The organism is Enterovirga aerilata (genome assembly GCF_013044135.1).
Classification (GTDB): Bacteria; Pseudomonadota; Alphaproteobacteria; order Rhizobiales; family Beijerinckiaceae; genus Enterovirga; species Enterovirga aerilata.
Window position 1 is genome coordinate 13,105 of record NZ_JABEPP010000007.1, and the last position, 16,505, is coordinate 29,609.

13 protein-coding genes and 1 pseudogene are annotated in these 16,505 nt (G+C 70.5%); 6 read left to right on the forward strand and 8 right to left on the reverse strand.

Annotated elements, in window-relative coordinates; all coding sequences use genetic code 11:
* The first annotated feature begins 27 nt into the window (after positions 1-27).
* Positions 28-2,079 (forward strand): transglycosylase domain-containing protein, encoded by a 2,052-nt coding sequence (locus HJG44_RS21380; protein WP_171220439.1) that lies wholly within the window; start codon positions 28-30, stop codon positions 2,077-2,079.
* On the opposite strand, the gene HJG44_RS21385 is transcribed toward HJG44_RS21380, so the two are convergent.
* From HJG44_RS21385 to HJG44_RS21400, 4 genes are all read right to left on the reverse strand, one after another.
* A complete protein-coding gene (locus HJG44_RS21385) occupies positions 2,080-3,270 on the reverse strand; it encodes a multidrug effflux MFS transporter (RefSeq protein WP_171220440.1) in 1,191 nt (396 codons plus the stop codon). It abuts the gene before it with no gap.
* A 108-nt stretch (positions 3,271-3,378) separates the two neighbouring features.
* Entirely contained in the window at positions 3,379-3,828 is a 450-nt protein-coding gene (locus tag HJG44_RS21390) for a chemotaxis protein CheW (protein WP_171220441.1), read from the reverse strand.
* 94 nt (positions 3,829-3,922) lie between these two features.
* Positions 3,923-5,425: an NAD(P)/FAD-dependent oxidoreductase gene (locus HJG44_RS21395; RefSeq protein WP_171220442.1), complete on the reverse strand. Its 1,503-nt coding sequence runs from the start codon at positions 5,423-5,425 to the stop codon at positions 3,923-3,925.
* Positions 5,422-5,940 (reverse strand): GtrA family protein, encoded by a 519-nt coding sequence (locus HJG44_RS21400; RefSeq protein ID WP_171220443.1) that lies wholly within the window; start codon positions 5,938-5,940, stop codon positions 5,422-5,424. The genes HJG44_RS21395 and HJG44_RS21400 overlap by 4 nt, the downstream gene beginning before the upstream one ends.
* 129 nt (positions 5,941-6,069) lie before the next feature.
* Here HJG44_RS21400 and HJG44_RS21405 point away from each other — a divergent pair, with 129 nt between their 5' ends.
* Complete coding sequence (locus HJG44_RS21405) at positions 6,070-7,893, forward strand: hypothetical protein (protein ID WP_171220444.1); 1,824 nt, start codon at positions 6,070-6,072, stop codon at positions 7,891-7,893.
* Positions 7,894-7,934: 41 nt separating this feature from the next.
* On the opposite strand, the gene HJG44_RS21410 is transcribed toward HJG44_RS21405, so the two are convergent.
* Positions 7,935-8,195 (reverse strand): SemiSWEET transporter, encoded by a 261-nt coding sequence (locus HJG44_RS21410; protein WP_171220445.1) that lies wholly within the window; start codon positions 8,193-8,195, stop codon positions 7,935-7,937.
* Between the two features lie 100 nt (positions 8,196-8,295).
* Between HJG44_RS21410 and HJG44_RS21415 the strand changes: the two genes are divergently transcribed.
* Entirely contained in the window at positions 8,296-8,676 is a 381-nt protein-coding gene (locus HJG44_RS21415; protein ID WP_171220446.1) for a DUF3775 domain-containing protein, read from the forward strand.
* A gap of 4 nt (positions 8,677-8,680) precedes the next feature.
* On the opposite strand, the gene HJG44_RS21420 is transcribed toward HJG44_RS21415, so the two are convergent.
* Entirely contained in the window at positions 8,681-9,619 is a 939-nt protein-coding gene (locus tag HJG44_RS21420) for a LysR substrate-binding domain-containing protein (RefSeq protein ID WP_171220447.1), read from the reverse strand.
* Positions 9,620-9,750: 131 nt separating this feature from the next.
* Here HJG44_RS21420 and HJG44_RS21425 point away from each other — a divergent pair, with 131 nt between their 5' ends.
* The gene (locus HJG44_RS21425) at positions 9,751-11,349 is read left to right on the forward strand and encodes a catalase (RefSeq protein WP_171220448.1); all 1,599 of its coding nucleotides are present in this window, start codon (positions 9,751-9,753) and stop codon (positions 11,347-11,349) included.
* Positions 11,350-11,406: 57 nt separating this feature from the next.
* Here HJG44_RS21425 and HJG44_RS21430 read toward each other — a convergent pair whose 3' ends face one another.
* Positions 11,407-13,236, reverse strand: coding sequence for a hypothetical protein (locus HJG44_RS21430; RefSeq protein WP_210261276.1), 1,830 nt, complete (start codon positions 13,234-13,236; stop codon positions 11,407-11,409).
* A 166-nt stretch (positions 13,237-13,402) separates the two neighbouring features.
* On the opposite strand from HJG44_RS21430, the pseudogene HJG44_RS21435 reads away from it, so the two are divergent.
* Positions 13,403-13,810 (forward strand): annotated as a pseudogene (locus tag HJG44_RS21435) (Uma2 family endonuclease); the annotation flags it as partial.
* A gap of 3 nt (positions 13,811-13,813) precedes the next feature.
* On the opposite strand, the gene HJG44_RS21440 reads toward HJG44_RS21435, so the two are convergent.
* Positions 13,814-14,866, reverse strand: a complete 1,053-nt coding sequence (locus tag HJG44_RS21440; protein WP_171220733.1) for an AbrB family transcriptional regulator — start codon at positions 14,864-14,866, stop codon at positions 13,814-13,816.
* A 92-nt stretch (positions 14,867-14,958) separates the two neighbouring features.
* Between HJG44_RS21440 and HJG44_RS21445 the strand changes: the two genes are divergently transcribed.
* Positions 14,959-16,479, forward strand: coding sequence for a phosphomannomutase/phosphoglucomutase (locus HJG44_RS21445; RefSeq protein ID WP_171220450.1), 1,521 nt, complete (start codon positions 14,959-14,961; stop codon positions 16,477-16,479).
* The last annotated feature ends 26 nt before the right edge of the window (positions 16,480-16,505 follow it).

The following is a 16,505-nucleotide window of genomic DNA, read 5'->3' on the forward strand; positions in this document are numbered from 1 at the left end:
GGGAAGGCGGGCTCTGCGGGGAACGCGATGCGTCAGGGGCCGGAGCGCCGGCGGGAGAGACGGGAGCCGGTCTTCGACGGCGCCGAGCCCACGGATGTGGGGCTGCGGCTGTCGCGCGGGGACCGTGCCGGGGGAGCGATGGCGAGGCCGGGTCGGGACGAGGAACGCGGCCGGCGCCGCAGGAGGCCGCGCCGGCGCTCGCTCGTCGGCCGGCTGGTCTCCTGGACGCTGGTCGTCGCGATCTGGGGCGCGATCGGCGTCGCGGCGATCCTGGCCTACCATGCGACGCAGCTGCCGCCGATCGACCAGCTCGCCGTGCCGAAGCGGCCGCCCAACGTGGCGATCCTCGCCTCGGACGGCACGCTCCTCGCCAATCGCGGCGAGACGGGCGGGCGCACGGTCTCGCTCCGGGAGCTGCCGCCCTATCTGCCGAATGCCTTCGTGGCGATCGAGGACCGGCGCTTCTACGGCCATTTCGGCATCGACCCGCTCGGCATCGCGCGGGCGGCCTTCCGCAACCTCACCTCGCGCGGGGTCGCCCAGGGCGGCTCGACGCTGACCCAGCAGCTCGCCAAGAACCTGTTCCTGACGCAGGAGCGCACCGCCTCGCGCAAGATCCAGGAGGCGATCCTCGCGCTCTGGCTGGAGCACCGCTACACGAAGGACCAGATCCTCGAGCTCTACCTCAACCGCGTCTATTTCGGCGCCGGCGCCTATGGCGTGGAGGCCGCCGCGCAGCGCTATTACGGCAAGCCCGCCCGGGAGGTCACGGTGGCGGAGGCCGCGACCCTCGCCGGGCTTGTGCAGGCGCCCTCGCGGCTCGCGCCGAACCGCAACCCGGAAGCCGCGCGCGCCCGGGCCGAGCTCGTCCTCGCCGCGATGGCGGACGAGGGCTACATCCGGCCGGAGCAGCACAAGGCGGCGCTGCTGGAGCCGGCGGAGCCGCGCCGCCGCGCCGGCGCGGGCTCGGCGAACTACGCGGCCGACCTCGTCATGGACGTGCTGGACGATTTCGTCGGCACGGTCGAGACGGACATCTCGGTGAAGACCACGATCGATCCGGGCCTTCAGGCCGCGGCCGAGCGGGCGCTCACGGAGGAGCTCGCGCAGAAGGGGACGAAGTTCGGGGTGGGGCAGGGCGCCTTCGTAGCGATGCGGCCGGACGGGGCGCTGCGCGCGCTCGTCGGCGGCCGGAACTACGCGGAGAGCCAGTTCAACCGCGCCACGAGCGCCCGGCGCCAGCCGGGCTCCGCCTTCAAGCCCTTCGTGTATCTCGCGGCTCTGGAGGCGGGGCTCGGGCCGGACACGGTGCGGGAGGACGGCCCGATCTCCGTCCGGGGCTGGAGCCCGGAGAACTATTCGCGCGACTATCGCGGGCCGGTGACGCTGCGCGACGCGCTGGCGCTCTCGCTCAACACCGTCGCGGTGCGGCTCGGGCTCGAGGTCGGGCCGAAGCGGGTGGTGCAGGTGGCGCGCCGGCTCGGCATCGCCTCGCCCCTGCAGCCGAACGCCTCCATCGCGCTCGGCACCTCGGAAGTCTCGCCCATCGAGCTCGTCGGCGCCTATGCGGCCTTCGCCAATGGCGGGTTCGGGGTCGTGCCCTATGTCATCGCCGAGGTCACGGGGCCGGGCGGGAAGGTGATCTACCGGCGCAAGGAGGGCGGGCTCGGCCGCGTGGTCGATTCGGCGGCGGTCGCCGCGATGAACGGCATGATGAGGGAGACGCTGCTCACAGGCACGGCCCGCAGGGCCGAGATCCCGGGTTTCGAGGCGGCGGGCAAGACCGGCACCAGCCAGGATTTCCGGGACGCGTGGTTCATCGGCTACACGGGCAACCTGGTCGCGGGCGTCTGGCTCGGCAACGACGACGGCACGCCGACCAAGAAGGTGTCCGGCGGCAACCTGCCGGTCGAGGTCTGGAGCCGCTTCATGAAGGCGGCGCTGCAGGGCACGCAGCCCGTTCCGCCGCCGAATCTGGGCGCCGCGCGCGTCGCCTCGGCGTCGGGCGCGCGGGGCCGGACGGCGAACGCACAGCCCGATCCGCTGGGCGAGTTCTTCGGCCGGCTGTTCGGGGACTGATCAGACGCGGTGCAGCGCGAAGGCCGCGAGGCTCGCGGCGAAGAGCAGCGTCAGCGCCATCGGCAGCGCGCCCGCGCCGTGGAACACCGCGACCGGGATCGTGTAGAGGGCGCCGAAGCCCATCGCGATGAAGCCGTAGAGGCTCGAGGCCGAGCCCGCCGCGTCGGGATCGACGTTCATCAGGCCGGCGACCGCGTTGGGGCCCATGATGCCGACCCCGATCGCATAGGCGAAGAGCGGCAGGACCAGCGTCCAGATCGTGAAGGGCGCGGCGAGGACGAGGCCGACCAGCACGATCGCGGCCCCGAGGCAGATCAGGTTGCCGCGCTGGGCGGCCACGCGCACCTCGTGCCGCCCGGCGACGGTCCGCACGAGTGCGGAGCCGACCGCCATGCCGACCGTGACGAAAAGGCACCACAGTCCGACCTCCTGCGAGGAGCGGCCGAGCATCTCGCCGATGAGGAACGGCGCGACCGCCAGGAAGGCGTAGAGGCTCGTCCCTCCGCAGGAGGCCGCGACCGTGTAGCGGCGGAACTTCACCGAGCGGGCGAGCCGGGCATAGGCGCCGAAGATGGCCCGGACGCCCGGCAGCGCGACCGGGCGGCGGTTGGTCTCCGGCAGCGTCAGGAGCACGAGCAGCAGCAGCACGGCGACGAGCCCGGCGAGCGCCACGAAGATCGCGCGCCAGCCGAATGTCCCGTCGATCACGCCCCCGATCGCCGGCGCGAGCGCCGGCGTCATCGACATGGCCATGGTCAGCAGCGCGAGCTGGCGTGCGGCGTCCTGGCCGGACGACACGTCGCGGACCATGGCCCGCCCGATGACGAGCGAGCCGCAGCCCCCGAGCGACTGCAGCACGCGCGCGACGATCAGCCCGCCGATCGACGCCGCCGGAATCGCGAGGAGGAATCCTCCGAGGTAGATCAGGAGGCTTGCGATGATCACCGGGCGGCGCCCGAACCGGTCCGAGATCGGGCCGTAGACGAGCTGACCCGCCGCGAGCCCGACGAGGTAGAGCGTGACGGTGAGCTGCATCGCGCCGGGCGAGGCGCCCAGATCCGCGCCGGCCCGCGGCAGCGCCGGCACGAAGATGTGCATCGCAAGCGTACCCGTCATCGTGATCGCGACGAGGAGGGCGATGCTGGCGGAGGAGGGATTGCCGAAAGGCGGCCTGGTCAGAATTGACCGCATGACCCGTCTTACCATCGGGTGCCGGCCGGGCAAGATGCGCGCCAGCGGCTCCGGGCGGCGTCGATCTCGGTTGAGCGGCTTTGCCGGCCGGAAGCCGGGCGCTGCCGCTCAGTGCAGCAGCGACTGGTCGAGCGTCACGAGGACGAGAACCCGGTCGTCCACGGTGAGCAGACCGCGCACGAAGGTCTTGGACGGGTCGTAGGCGACCTCGGGCGCGGGGTGGAGCTCGTCCTCGCTCATCGTCATGATGTCGAGGACGGCATCGACCAGGAAGCCGAGCGTCTGGTCGCCGATCTGGGCCACGATGATGGCATGGCGGGCGCTCGGTTCGGAGACCGGCAGCCCGAGCCGGGCGGCGAGGTCCACCACCGGCAGCGTCGTCCCGCGCAGGTTGATCACGCCGCGCAGGTAATGCGGCGATTGCGGAAGGGGCGTGGTCTGCGTCCAGCCCCGGATCTCGCGCACCGACATGATGTCGATGCAGAACTCCTGGTCGGCGATCCGGAACGCGATCAGCTCCTCGCGCTTGGCCGCCCCCGACTTCGTTGCTGCGAGCATGTCTGTTCCAGGTTCGTACCGCCCTCAGTCAAGCACGACATGGGTTAAAGGGACTTTCCCGACCAGGTCCGGCGCGCCCGTCCGAGGGATCGGTTTACGCGACCTTCCGCGGCACGAGCCGCAGGCCTGAGATCGAGTTCTGGGCGCCCTCGGCCCCCGCTTCGGCGTATTCGGCGTCCTCGTTCACGCTCCACGTGTCGTAGAGGCGCTCGCCGGCCATGATGTTTCGGGCGGCGAGCATCCCGGTCATCATGGCGTGGTCCTGGTTGTTGTACTTGTGCATGCCGTTGCGGCCGACGGGGTGCAGGGTCGGGTAGTTCAGATCGAAGTCGAGCCGGATCGCGTCCACATGCGCCCGGTAGGAATCATCGTAGACCGGGTAGGCCTTCGGCTGCCGCACGACGGCGGCGTCGACGATGTCGGCCGGGTCGATCAGGCCGATGCGGCCGATCTCGTGCGCCGCGAGCGCGACGAGCTCCTCGTCCGGCATGGTCCAGAGCCCGTCGCCCTCGAAGCAGAAATACTCGAGCCCGAGACAGGTGTAGCGCTCGTCCGGCACCATCTCGGGCGACCAGGAGCGGAAGTTCTGCACGCGCCCGACCAGGACGGAAGGATCGTGGATGTAGACCCAGTTGTCCGGGAAGCTCCGGTCGGACCTCGCGATCAGCGCGACCGTGAGGAAGTCGCGGTACTTCAGCAAACGCGCCTGGAAGAAGCTGATCGGCCTCGGGGTGAGCGCCTCGGCGAGTTCGCGCAGGGGGGCCGACGAGACCACGTTCCGCGCCGTGAAGGTCTCGCGCGTGCCGTTCGAGCGGATGGCCGTGACGGTCCAGATGCCGCGCTTGGCGTCGTAGGAGAGGCCGTCGACCTTGCGGTCCATGAGGATATGGCCGCCGAAGGCGCGGATCTTCGCGGCCGCCGCCTCCCACATCATGCCGGGCCCGCGGCGCGGATATCGGAAGGATTCGATGAGCGTCTTGACGACCTCGCCGTCCTTCGCGCGTCCCTTGCCGAGCCCGAGCGACCGCTTCATGCCGTCGAGGATGGCGGTGCGCAGGTCGAGGCCCTTGATGCGCTGGGACGCCCAATCGGCCGAGATCTCGTCGCAATCCATCCCCCAGACCTTCTCGGTATAGGTCTTGAAGAAGATGGAGAAGAGGCGCTCTCCGAACTGGTTGCGCACCCATTCGTGGAAGGTCTTCGGGTTCCGGACGGGCCGCAGCCTCGCGGCCGCATAGGAGAGGACGCAGGCGGCGGATTCGAGGACGCCGAGATTGCGCAGGGCCTCCAGCGCCCGCAGCGGATAGGCGTAGAACCTGCCCTTGTAGTAGATGCGCGAGAGCCGCGGACGCTCGATGAAGTCGTCGGGCAGGATCTCGTTCCAGAGGTCGACCACCTCCTTCTGCTTCGAGAAGAAGCGGTGGCCGCCGATGTCGAACAGGAAGCCGTTATGCTCGACGGTGCGGCTGATCCCGCCGACCTGCCTCGGATCGGCTTCGAGGACCAGAACCTCGAAGCCGGATTTCGCGAGCGTATAGGCGGCCGTGAGCCCGGCCGGGCCCGCCCCGATGACGATCGTATCGGCGTGGCCGCTCATCGTCCGGCTCCGGCCGGCGGAGCCGCCATCGGGGTTGTGCCACGCGGCCGGAAGGTGACGAGCGCCTGTCCGGCGAAGGAGAAGCCGGCCGCCGATCCGGCGCTGGCGGCGAGGGCCGCGACGGGCCAGAGGGCCGGCGCAACCGCCCTCAGCGCGAGGAAGAGGCCGTAATTCAGCGCCTGCGCGCAGAGCGCTACCCCGGCATAGCGCATCGCCTCCGCCTCGCTGCGGCGGCCGCTCGGCCGGAAGGTGAAGCGCCGGTTGAGGCGCCAGGTCACGATCGTCGCGACGGCGAGCGAAACCGCTCGGGCGAGCCAGTCCGCCGCGCCTGCGGCCGCGGCGAGCGAGAAGACGAAGGCGTCGACCGAGAAGCCGATCCCGCCGACTGCGAGGAAGCGCGGCAGCGGGTGCTCGGCCAGCGGTCGGCGCAGAGGAGCGGAGGCGGCTGTTGCGCCCTCCCGAGCGGCGGGGAGCGGCGCTCCGCGGGGTTCGGTCGCTTCGGGGACGGGCGGCACGCAGAGGCTCCTGAGCGGCCGCAAGGTGAAGGGGAATGGTTGACGCGAGGTTTCGATGCCATGCATCCGGCGCCCGTCAACCGGCGGGTAAGCGCCACCGGTGATACTCGGCGGGATCAGAGCCCCTCCATGCAATCGACCGTCATCGAGGCCCGGCCGAGCGGGGCCGCAACCCCGCTTCTCGAGCGCCGCTGGCTCCTCGTCGCGGTCGCGCTCCTCGGCCTTGCGATCTTCCTGCGCGGGCAGAGCGGGATCATGGAGGTCGCGCGCCGCCTGCTCCTGCCGGACAGCGACGACGCGATGCGGCTCGTCGCGGTGCGGGACCTGCTGGCCGGGCAGGGCTGGTTCGACAACGTCCAGCACCGCTACCTGCCGCCCGCCGGCGTCGCCATGCACTGGTCGCGCCTCGTCGACGCCCCGCTCGCCGCGGCGATCCTCGCGCTGACGCCGTTTCTCGGCGCTACGCGGGCCGAGGGGCTGGTCGCGGCGTTCTGGCCGCCGCTTCTGTTCCTGGCCTATCTCGGCCTGATCTTCAGGGGCACCGGGAGGCTATTCGGCTTCCGGGCGGCGTGCTTCGCCATCTTCGTCGCCTGCGAGCTCGCGCTGACCGCCCTCTTCGCCCCCGGCCGCGTCGATCACCACAATATCCAGGCGCTGACGATGACCTTCGTCGTGCTCCAGCTCGCCGGACCAGAGCGTTCCTGGCGGAAGGGCGCTGCGGCCGGGCTCGGCGCCGCCTTCTCCCTCGCGGTGGGGCTCGAGACGCTTCCCTTCGTGGCCGCTCTCGGGGTCGGGCTCGTCCTGCATACGCTTGCCGAGCGCGGTCCGGGACGGGATCTCGCCGCGTTCGGTGCGGCCCTCGCGGCGGGGAGCTGCGCCTTCTTCGCTCTGCAGACGTCGCCTGCGCTCTGGACCTCACCCGAATGCGATTCCCTCTCGCCGCCCTGGCTCCTGCTCGCCGGCGGCGGCGGGATCGGGGCGGTGGCCGTCGCGGCATCGGCGCGCTCGCCCTCCGCCGCGGCGCGGCTCGGCCTGGCGGTTGCGATCGGCGCGGCACTCCTCCTGGCCTTCGCGCGGCTCTTCCCGCACTGTCTCGCGGGGCCGTTCGTCGGCCTGCCGGAGGAGGCTCGCGCCGATTGGCTGGGCGAGGTCCTCGAGGCCGCGAGCCTCGCGCATATCCTTGCGCTCAGCCCCGCCGCGGGCCTCGGGGTCGTGGTGCCGATGGCCGCCGCCTTCGCGGCCGCGCTCGTCGGTCTCCGGCGGGCGGAGCCGCACCTCCGTCCGGCCTTCTTCATCCTGGCCCTGTTCACCGGCACGGGCCTCGCGATCACCGCCTTCCAGCTGCGCGGGTTCTATGTCGGCTCGGCCCTCGTGCCGGTTATCGGCGGGTGGGCCTTCGACCGCGCCATCTCGGCCGTGACGCGGCCCGGGACCGACGGCCGCATCGGAGCGGGGCCGATCGCGATGCTGGCCGCCGCGACCCTGCTCCTCACCCATACGGCCACCGCGACGGCGGACCTCCTGCAGGGGCTGCTCGGCCGGCCCTCCGCGGGCGCGGTGCCGATGGTGCGGGTCGGCGATTGCGCAAAGCCGGAGACGCTGCGCCAGCTCGACGCCGCCCCGCCCGGGCTGGTCCTGGCGCCGGTCGATCTCGGTCCCTCGCTCCTTCTCTTCACCCGCCACTCCGTGATCGCGGCGCCGTACCATCGGCAGGGAGAGGGGATCGTGGCGGGGCTCGCTGTCGCCGGCGGCTCGCAGGTGGACGTGGAGCGCGCGGTTCGGCGGTTCCGGCCGCGCTATCTCCTCGCCTGCGCGGATTGGGCCAAGCCGGGCAGCTTCGCCGAACGCCTCGCCCAGGACGAGGCGCCCTCGCCCGGGCTCCGCCTTGCGGCGCGGATCGGCAGGCTGCGGCTGTGGGAGATCGGGCCAGACGCGTTCCGGGCGGGCCCCTGACGAAGCGCGCCCGCGAGCTGCGCCGGCTCGGGGCCCTGTCCTCAGCCGTATCGCAGCTTTGTGGCCACGATGACCGATACGAGCGCGAGGCTCACGGCATTCGCGGCGATGAGCGGCCAGCTCGCGATCATCAGACCGTAGGTCAGCCAGAGCGCGAGGCCCGTTCCGAAGGCGAGCTGCGCCGGGAGCGAGATCGCGCGGGTATCCCGCAGCCGGATCGTCCGGATCGCCTGCGGGACCCAGCAGAAGGTGGTGAGGATCGCGGCTGCGCCGCCGACCGATTCGGCGATGATGGTGCTCATGCGGCCAGGGTGCAGGTTCGAGCAGCGCGCGCTACCGGTTGGCCGAATGAACCGGCGCACCGGTAGCGGGTTCTTGTCCGGCCACAGGGAGAAGAGGTCGATGGACATCGCGTTGGACAAGGTTTGCGAGCTCATCCTGCGGGCGCGGGCGGTCGACGTGAAGGAAGGCGAGACGGATCCCGACTCGGGCTCGAACGCCGTCGACGACGGGATGGCCGACGTTCTGACCGAAGGCGGCGAGGACCCGAGCGAGGAGGAGATCCGGGAGTTCATCGCCGGGCTCAACGACGACGAGCGGCACGACCTCGTAGCCATCGTCTGGATCGGCCGCGGCGATTTCGAGCCGGAGGAATGGTCGGAGGCGCTTCGCACGGCGCGCGAGCGCGAGCAGGGCGACACGGCCGACTATCTTCTGGGCATCCCGAACCTCGCCGACCTCCTCGACGAGGGGCTCGCGGCGCTCGGCCGCTCCTGCGCCTGAGCGATCAGCTCCCCTGTTCCCCGGGCTGCGATGCGAGCGGGATCGTTCCTTCCGGGGCGTTTTCGCGGAAGAAGGCGGCGAATTGCTCCAGGCTCGCCCGTCTCGGATCGGTGGCGCGCCAGACGAGCGCGATCGGCCGTGCCGGCCCGCCCTCGGGGAAGGGGCGCGAGACGACAAGGCCCGTTCTGTCGGTTCCTTCCGGCGCGGCGAGACGCGGCATGAGGGTGTAGCCCGCTCCCGCCGCAACCATCGAGCGCAGCGTCTCGAGGCTCGTCGCGTGCCGTCCGGCATGCGGGCCGGCAGCGCAGGCGGCGAGCGCCTGGTCGCGCAGGCAGTTCCCTTCCTCCAGAAGGAGCAGTTCGGGACCGCCCAGCGCATCGGCGCGCAGCTCCGGGCTGCGGGCGAGCGGGTGGTCCGCCGGGCAGGACAGGAGAAAGGGCTCGCTGAAGAGCGGCGTCACCGTAAGCCCCATCTCGTCGATCGGCGGCGAGAGCAGGACCGCGTCGAGACGCCCCTCCCGGAGCGCTTCGAGGAGCTCCGCCGTGCGGCCCTCACTGAGCGTAAGGGCGAGGTCGGGGAAAAGCTGCCGCATCTGCCTGAGGACGCGGGGGAAGAGGTAGGGCCCGAGCGTCTGGATAGCCCCGAGCACGAGCCGGCCCGAGAGGGCGTCTCGCCCCTCCTGCGCGATCACGAGCAGCTTCTGCGCCTCGGCGAGCACCGCCCGCGCCTGCCGCGCCACCGCCTCTCCCCGGGCCGTCGGCAACACCTTGCGGCTGGTGCGCTCGAACAGCGTCAGGCCGAGCGCCTCCTCCAGCCGGCGGATCTGGGCGGAGAGCGAAGGCTGGCTCACATTGCAGCGTTCGGCCGCGCGGCCGAAATGGCGCTCCTCGCTGACGGCGACGACGTATTCGAGATCGCGAAGCGAAAGGGCGGCGATATTCATAGGCGGAGCCTATCGAATCCGGAGAAACCTTGCATTTGTCCCGGCGTCGCAGCCGCGCCATAAGGCTCCTGCACATTGGTCCAGCTCGAAGCTGCAGACCTGCGGGCCCGTCGAACCAGAGGAGGCGCCAGATGGCCGAAGACAACAGGATCCTGACCACGCGCCAGGGTCATCCCGTCCGCGACAACCAGGCGATGCGCACGGTCGGCGAGCGCGGCCCGGCGACGCTCGAGAACTACCAGTTCATCGAGAAGATCACCCATTTCGACCGCGAGCGCATTCCGGAGCGCGTCGTCCATGCCCGCGGGGCCGGCGCTCATGGCTGGTTCGAGGCCTACGGCAAGATCGGCAACGAGCCGGCTTCCAAATACACGCGCGCCCGCGTCCTCAACGAGGTCGGGGTCAAGACCCCCGTCTTCGTGCGCTTCTCGACCGTTGCCGGCGCCAAGGAAAGCCCGGAAACCGAGCGCGACCCGCGCGGCTTCGCCGTCAAGCTGAAGACGCTCGACGGCAACTGGGACCTCGTCGGGAACAACCTGAAGATCTTCTTCATCCGCGACGCCATCAAGTTCCCGGACATGATCCACGCCTTCAAGCCCGATCCGGTCACCAACCGGCAGGAGGCTTGGCGCTTCTACGATTTCATCGCCTGCCACCCCGAGTCGCTGCACATGGTGACCTGGCTGAAGTCGCCCTGGGGCATCCCGGCGAACTACCGCGAGATGGAGGGCTCGGGCGTCAACACCTACAAGCTCGTCAATGCCGAGGGCGTCGCGCATCTCTGCAAGTTCCACTGGGTGCCCAAGCAGGGCGTGCGCAACCTGACCTCGAAACAGGCCTCCGAGATCCAGGCGAAGGATGTCGGCCACGCCACGCGCGACCTCTATGACAACATCATGGCCGGCAACTTCCCCGAGTGGGAGTTCTGCGTCCAGATCATGCCGGACGGCCCGAACGATCACCTGACCTTCGATCCGCTCGACGACACGAAGCGCTGGCCCGAGGACCAGTTCCCGCTGCTGCCGGTCGGCCGCATGGTGCTGGACCGCGTGCCGGACAACTTCTTCGCCGAGGTGGAGCAGTCGGCCTTCGGCACGGGCGTGCTGGTCGACGGGATCGACTTCTCGGACGACAAGATGCTGCAGGGCCGGACCCTCAGCTACTCCGACACGCAGCGCTACCGCGTCGGCCCCAACTACCTGCAGCTGCCGATCAACGCGCCGCATCCGGAGGTCCAGGCGCGTACGAACCAGCGCGACGGGCAGATGACCTACTACGTGGATCGCGGCGGCGAGTCGAAGCACGTGAACTACGAGCCGAGCTATCTCGGCCGCGGCCTCAAGGAGGCGCCGAAGCCCGAGAAGGACTACCACCAGTTCGTCGAGGGACATCTCGGCCGCTATCAGCCGACCCGCGTCCAGGACGACTACACGCAGGCCGGCGAACGCTACCGGACCTTCGAGGATTGGGAGCGTGAGGACCTCATCTCCAACATCTCGGGCGACCTGAAGCAGTGCCCGAAGGAGCTTGCGCTCCGCATGGTCTGGCACTTCTGGCATTGCGACGAGGATTACGGCCGCCGTGTCGCGGAGGGTGCGGGCCTGGACCTCCAGGAGGCGCTGAAGCTGCCGCCGCTGCCGGGCAAGCCCGCCCCGGGCAAGAACCGCCAGGGCCCGACCTACACGGACGGCAAGCCCGAGGAAGGCACGCAGCTCCAGGCTGCCGAGTGATTGCCTGGTCCTGTGATCCTGTGACGGCGGCCGGGCGAGAGCCCGGCCGTTTCCGCTTCAAGGGCGCCGGACGACGCGCCACGCCATGAGGTCGCCGGGCCCTGCGAGAATAGGCTCCAGCCATGGCACGCCCGCACCACGGGCGAGGGTGTAGGCGAAGCTGCCCGGATTGCCCTCGGTCCAGGACCTGCAGAGCGCCACGATATCGGCGCCGGTCGAGCGCACGGCGGCGAGCATGGCCTCCTCCGCGCCGGAGAAAGCCGACAGGGAGGCGGCAATCCCCTCGGCTGCCCGGTGATAGGGCGCCGCCACGATCGCATGCGGCGTGAAGAGCAGGATCCCCGTCCCGAGGTCGACAGGCGCGAGCAGCGTGCCTGGGGCGAAGCCGTTCAGCTCCTCCAGCCGCTTCCCCTCGGCACAATCGGATATGTGGCGGCTGACCACGGCGGGCGGGTGCCGGCCGAAGGCGGCCTGCGCAACCGTGAGCGGCAGCGCGGCCGCCTTGCCGAGCATGGCGAGCGCGAGCGCGAGGGAGACCGCCGCCCGGGCGGGCTCGCCGCCACGAAGCAGCCTGTTCAAGGCCCGGTCGAGCGCGGGGCCGGCGACCAGCGGTAGGGCCGCGGATGCGACATAGATCCCGCGCAGCTGAAGCGTCGCGATGGCAACGCCGAGCGCGAGCATGCTCGCCAGCACGAGTTCGCGATATGCCGTCTGGTCGGAGGTTGCGGTCCGGGCGCGGACCAGCGCCACCGCGGCTCCGACTGCGAGCGGCAGGATGCCGCCTACCACCATCTCGGGGCTGAATACCAGGGCGCGCGTCAGCTGCAGCGCTTCCGCCACCATGCCGAGCCAGTCGTGCCGGACGATCTCCGGGAGGCTGCCGAGCGGGTTCAGGACGCAGCCCGAATAGAGGGCCAGGAAGGGCGTCAGCGCCCCGGCTCCCATGAACGCGGCGAGGAGAAGCCGGGGCAGCCCCGGCCGGAAGCGGGCGCCGGCCAGCGCCGCGGCGGCCGCCCCGCCGCCTCCGAGGATCGCGAGCAGCAGCCAGGGCGGGGAGAGCGCGTCGCAGCGTAGCGTGAGCCATTGCACGCGGGCGGTTTCGGCCGCGAACAGGATCGGCGCTGCCAGAGCGAGCGACGCCCCGAACGCGGCAAGGCGCGCCTTTGCGCGCGGCTGACCGAATGCCCAGGTGGCCGTGGCCGCGACACCGGCGGCCGCCACGAAGGGGAGGGACTCGAGCCCGATCGCCAAGGACATCGCGGACAGGATGCCCGCCGCCGAGCCGCGCAGCACCGCGCCCCGCCGCCCGGCCGGCGGATCGCACACGGCGGCGATCAGGCCGAGGATCGCCAGGATCTGCAGGTTGTGATGATCGATCCGGCCCGGCGCGAAAAGGCCGATTGTCGTCATCTGGCTTGCCGCGAGCACGGCGAGCCATGCGGCGCGCGGGCCATGCCAGCGCAGGGCGACGCACCAGAGCGCGACGAGATAGGCGGCGAGCAGAAGGACGGGCCAGCCTGCCGCGACGAGTCCGGCCGCAAGCCGCTCGCCCAGGATGGGCCGAAGCGCCACGATCCCGAACGCGATCGGCGCGTCGACTAGCCGCGACCAGTGCATCGCGGTCCCGGCGGGCGGCATCAGGCGATGCTGGACCTTGTCGAACCAATCCTGGCCGCGAATGAGGTCCAGCACCTGGACAAGGCGCATGGCGTCATCGGTGTCGGGCAGGCTGAGTTCGCGAACGATGCCGGTCAGCGGCGCGGTGACGACCACCATCGCGGCGCTGAACAGCGCGAGCGCCGGCATAACGACATCGAGCGCGAGCGCCCCCGATCGGCCATCGTCGGCCCCGGGGCGGCCTCGGCGCTCCGATGCGGCAGGTGTCATGACGGCTCCGCGGCGAGCGACAGTGCCGGACGGCGCTTAGCGCCGGCTTAAGCCGCGGCCGTCGAAGCGCCGTTCCGTCCCGCCCGCCTTTCGGCTAGACTGGAGCGAGGAGACCCGATGTCGCACCCGGTCCGCCGCTGGAGCGTGGAGGGGCGGACCTTGCCGGCCTTTCACGGGCGATGGCAGCGTCGACACCTATTCCGGCCAGATCAGGCGGCCCGACGTCGGCGTGGATTGCGGACGCTTCGATCCGAGCGGGTTCAAGGCTGCCGAGCCGCGCGTCGTCGCCGAGGTGCCTTCTCCCTCCACGCGGGATTACGACGCGTTCCAGAGGCTGGAGGAGTACAAGGCCGTCCCCAGCATCGCGCATATCCTGCTGGTCGAGCCGAACGAGGCCGAGGTGGCGATGTGGTCGCGCGACGCGGATGGTTCGTGGCAGGCGAGCCGCGTCAGAGGCATGGAGGAGAGCCCGTCCCTGCCGGCGCTCGAAGTGACGCTCTCCCTGGCGGAGATATATGACGGGATCGAGTTTCCGGAGATCCGGCCCAGGCTCGTCCTTGGCGGGCGGCCATAGGTCTCACCGCTTGCCGGTGGCTCGTATGATGAGGCGTGCGAGCGGCGCGCCGGTCAGGACGACGAGCAGCACGCGGATCGCCTGAAGCGCCATCACGAAGCCGACATCCACGTCGGATCCGATCGCGATGATCGCGACCGAGTCGATGCCGCCGGGCGTCGTGGCCAGGAAGGCGGTAAGGGGATCGGTGTGCCGGACCTGGATGAGCAGCCAGGCGGAGACGGCGCCGAGCGCGATCAGCACGAGCGAGCCCCCGATGATTTCGGGCAGGGCGCGCCAGGCGACCGCAAGCGTCGCCTTGGTGAAGCGCAGGCCCACGAACCAGCCGATCGCCGCATAGGCCAGGGTGAGGAGCGGGGCCGGAATCGTCATCTCGACGAGCCCGGTCGCATGAAGCACCGCACCGAGCATCATGGGCCCGAGGATCGCGCCGGCGGGCAGGCGCAGCCACCGGCCGAGAGCGGCGCCGGCGACCGCGACCGCGAGCGTCGCCGCGACCTGGCCCGCATCGTCGAGGAGGCCCGACGGATAGGCCGCGGCCTGCATGCCCGAAGCGGGGGCGGCCGGCAGCATCAGCCGGGCGACGACGGAAGCGACCGCAACCACGCAGACCACCCGGACGTATTGCATGATGGCGACGAGGCGCGGGTCGGCGCCGGCGGCATCGGCCATCGCGACCATGGCCGAGGCGCCGCCCGGCGATGATCCCCAGGCCGCGACCGCGCCCGGCAGCGTGCCGAACCGGCCGAGCAGCCAGCCGACGACTCCGCCGAAGAAAATGGTCGTGGTCACGACGAGCAGCATGGCGGGCCAGTCGCGCACGACCGAGGCGACGATGGCGCCCGTGATCGAGTGGGCGATGAGGCACCCCACGATGCTCTGCGCCGCCGTGAAGGCCGGTCGCGGCATCCGAATACGTGCGCCCGCCGCCCCGAATGCGATTCCCGCGACCATCGGGCCGAGCAGCATGGCCGCGGGCAGCCGCGCCGCCTCGAACAGCCACGATAGCCCGAAGGACGCGGCGACGAGGCCGGCCCATTCCGCTCCCGGACGCAGGCTTGCACCGAAGGCGGGAACCCGGACCGCCGTTTTCCTTTTGCCAACCGATCGGCTATGGCCGCCTGCCTGTCCGGAGCCTCCGTCGCCAGATGTATCCGAAGCCCCGTCCGTCACTGTCGCCGAACACCTACGAATTCGAGTCGTTCCCGCTTGTGAAGCCAACGGGATTTCGCGAATACGACGCTCGCTGGTGGTTCGGCCACCCCGGCTCGGACAAGGCTCCCGAGCTGAACCTGATGGGCGTGCAGGCCCTCGGCATGGGGCTCGGCACCCTGATCGGCCGCATGGGGGTGGCACGCGAGGTCGTGACGGGCCATGATTTCCGCAGCTATTCGTCGGCGATCAAGTACGCCCTCGTGACAGGGCTGATGGCGGCCGGATGCAAGGTGCATGACATCGGGCTCGCCATGTCCCCGATGGCCTATTTCGCGCAATTCGCCCTGGATGTCCCGGCGGTCGCGATGGTCACGGCGTCACACAACGACAATGGCTGGACGGGCGTGAAGATGGGCGCCCAGCGTCCGGTGACCTTCGGGCCCGACGAGATGGGCCAGCTCCGCGACATCGTTCTCGGCGCCGATTTCGACCTCGCGGGTGGCGGCTCCTACCACTTCGTCGAGAATTTTCCGGAACGCTACATCCAGGATCTGACCTCTCGCCCCAAGATCAAGCGTAAGCTCAAGGTAGTGGCGGCCTGTGGCAACGGCACGGCCGGCGCCTTCGCGCCGCGCATCCTCGAGGCGATCGGATGCGAGGTCGTGCCGCTGGACGCGAAGCTCGATTTCACGTTTCCGAACTACAATCCGAACCCCGAGGACATGGAGATGCTCCATGCCATGGCCGCGGCCGTGAAGGAGCACGGGGCGGATGTCGGGCTCGGTTTCGACGGCGACGGGGACCGTTGCGGCGTCGTGGACGAGAACGGCGACGAGATATTCGCCGACAAGATCGGCGCCATGCTGGCGCGCGACCTCGCGCGCGTATACGGGCCGTCGCAATTCGTCGTCGACGTGAAGTCGACTGGCCTCTTCATGACCGATCCGGTGCTGAAGGAGCTCGGCGCCAAGACGGATTACTGGAAGACGGGCCATTCCTACATCAAGCGCCGCGTGAAGGAGCTGAACGCTCTCGCAGGGTTCGAGAAATCGGGCCACTTCTTCTTCAACGCCCCCGTCGGGCGGGGCTACGACGATGGGCTCGTGACGGGGATCGCGATCATCGACATGCTGGACCGCAACCCCGGCAAGACCATGTCGCAGCTCTATGCGGAGCTCCCGAAGACCTGGGGCTCGCCGACCATGTCCCCCCATTGCGCGGACGAGGTGAAATACGATGTCGCCGCGCGCGTCGTGAGACGCTTCGAGGAGATGAAGCAGAAGGGCGAGACGGTTGCGGGCCAGCCCATCCGCGACCTCGTCACGGTCAACGGCGTGCGCGTCGTCGCCGAGGACGGCACCTGGGGCCTTGTCCGTGCCTCCTCGAACAAGCCCGAGCTCGTCGTCGTGGTCGAGAGCCCGGTCTCCGAGGCGCGGCTGCGCGAGATGTTCGCCGCTGTCGACAAGATCCTGCGCGAAAATCCCGAGGTCGGCGCCTACAACCAGACGCTCTGACCGGCTTGCCGCACCGGGCCAGCGCC

What these genes read in the sequence shown, in the direction of transcription:
- HJG44_RS21380 (WP_171220439.1), top strand. Translation starts at nt 28, where the DNA reads ATGCGTCAGGGGCCGGAGCGCCGGCGGGAGAGACGGGAGCCGGTCTTC.
- HJG44_RS21385 (WP_171220440.1), bottom strand. Translation starts at nt 3,270, where the DNA reads ATGCGGTCAATTCTGACCAGGCCGCCTTTCGGCAATCCCTCCTCCGCC.
- HJG44_RS21390 (WP_171220441.1), bottom strand. Translation starts at nt 3,828, where the DNA reads ATGCTCGCAGCAACGAAGTCGGGGGCGGCCAAGCGCGAGGAGCTGATC.
- HJG44_RS21395 (WP_171220442.1), bottom strand. Translation starts at nt 5,425, where the DNA reads ATGAGCGGCCACGCCGATACGATCGTCATCGGGGCGGGCCCGGCCGGG.
- HJG44_RS21405 (WP_171220444.1), top strand. Translation starts at nt 6,070, where the DNA reads ATGCAATCGACCGTCATCGAGGCCCGGCCGAGCGGGGCCGCAACCCCG.
- HJG44_RS21410 (WP_171220445.1), bottom strand. Translation starts at nt 8,195, where the DNA reads ATGAGCACCATCATCGCCGAATCGGTCGGCGGCGCAGCCGCGATCCTC.
- HJG44_RS21415 (WP_171220446.1), top strand. Translation starts at nt 8,296, where the DNA reads ATGGACATCGCGTTGGACAAGGTTTGCGAGCTCATCCTGCGGGCGCGG.
- HJG44_RS21420 (WP_171220447.1), bottom strand. Translation starts at nt 9,619, where the DNA reads ATGAATATCGCCGCCCTTTCGCTTCGCGATCTCGAATACGTCGTCGCC.
- HJG44_RS21425 (WP_171220448.1), top strand. Translation starts at nt 9,751, where the DNA reads ATGGCCGAAGACAACAGGATCCTGACCACGCGCCAGGGTCATCCCGTC.
- HJG44_RS21430 (WP_210261276.1), bottom strand. Translation starts at nt 13,236, where the DNA reads ATGACACCTGCCGCATCGGAGCGCCGAGGCCGCCCCGGGGCCGACGAT.
- HJG44_RS21445 (WP_171220450.1), top strand. Translation starts at nt 14,959, where the DNA reads ATGTATCCGAAGCCCCGTCCGTCACTGTCGCCGAACACCTACGAATTC.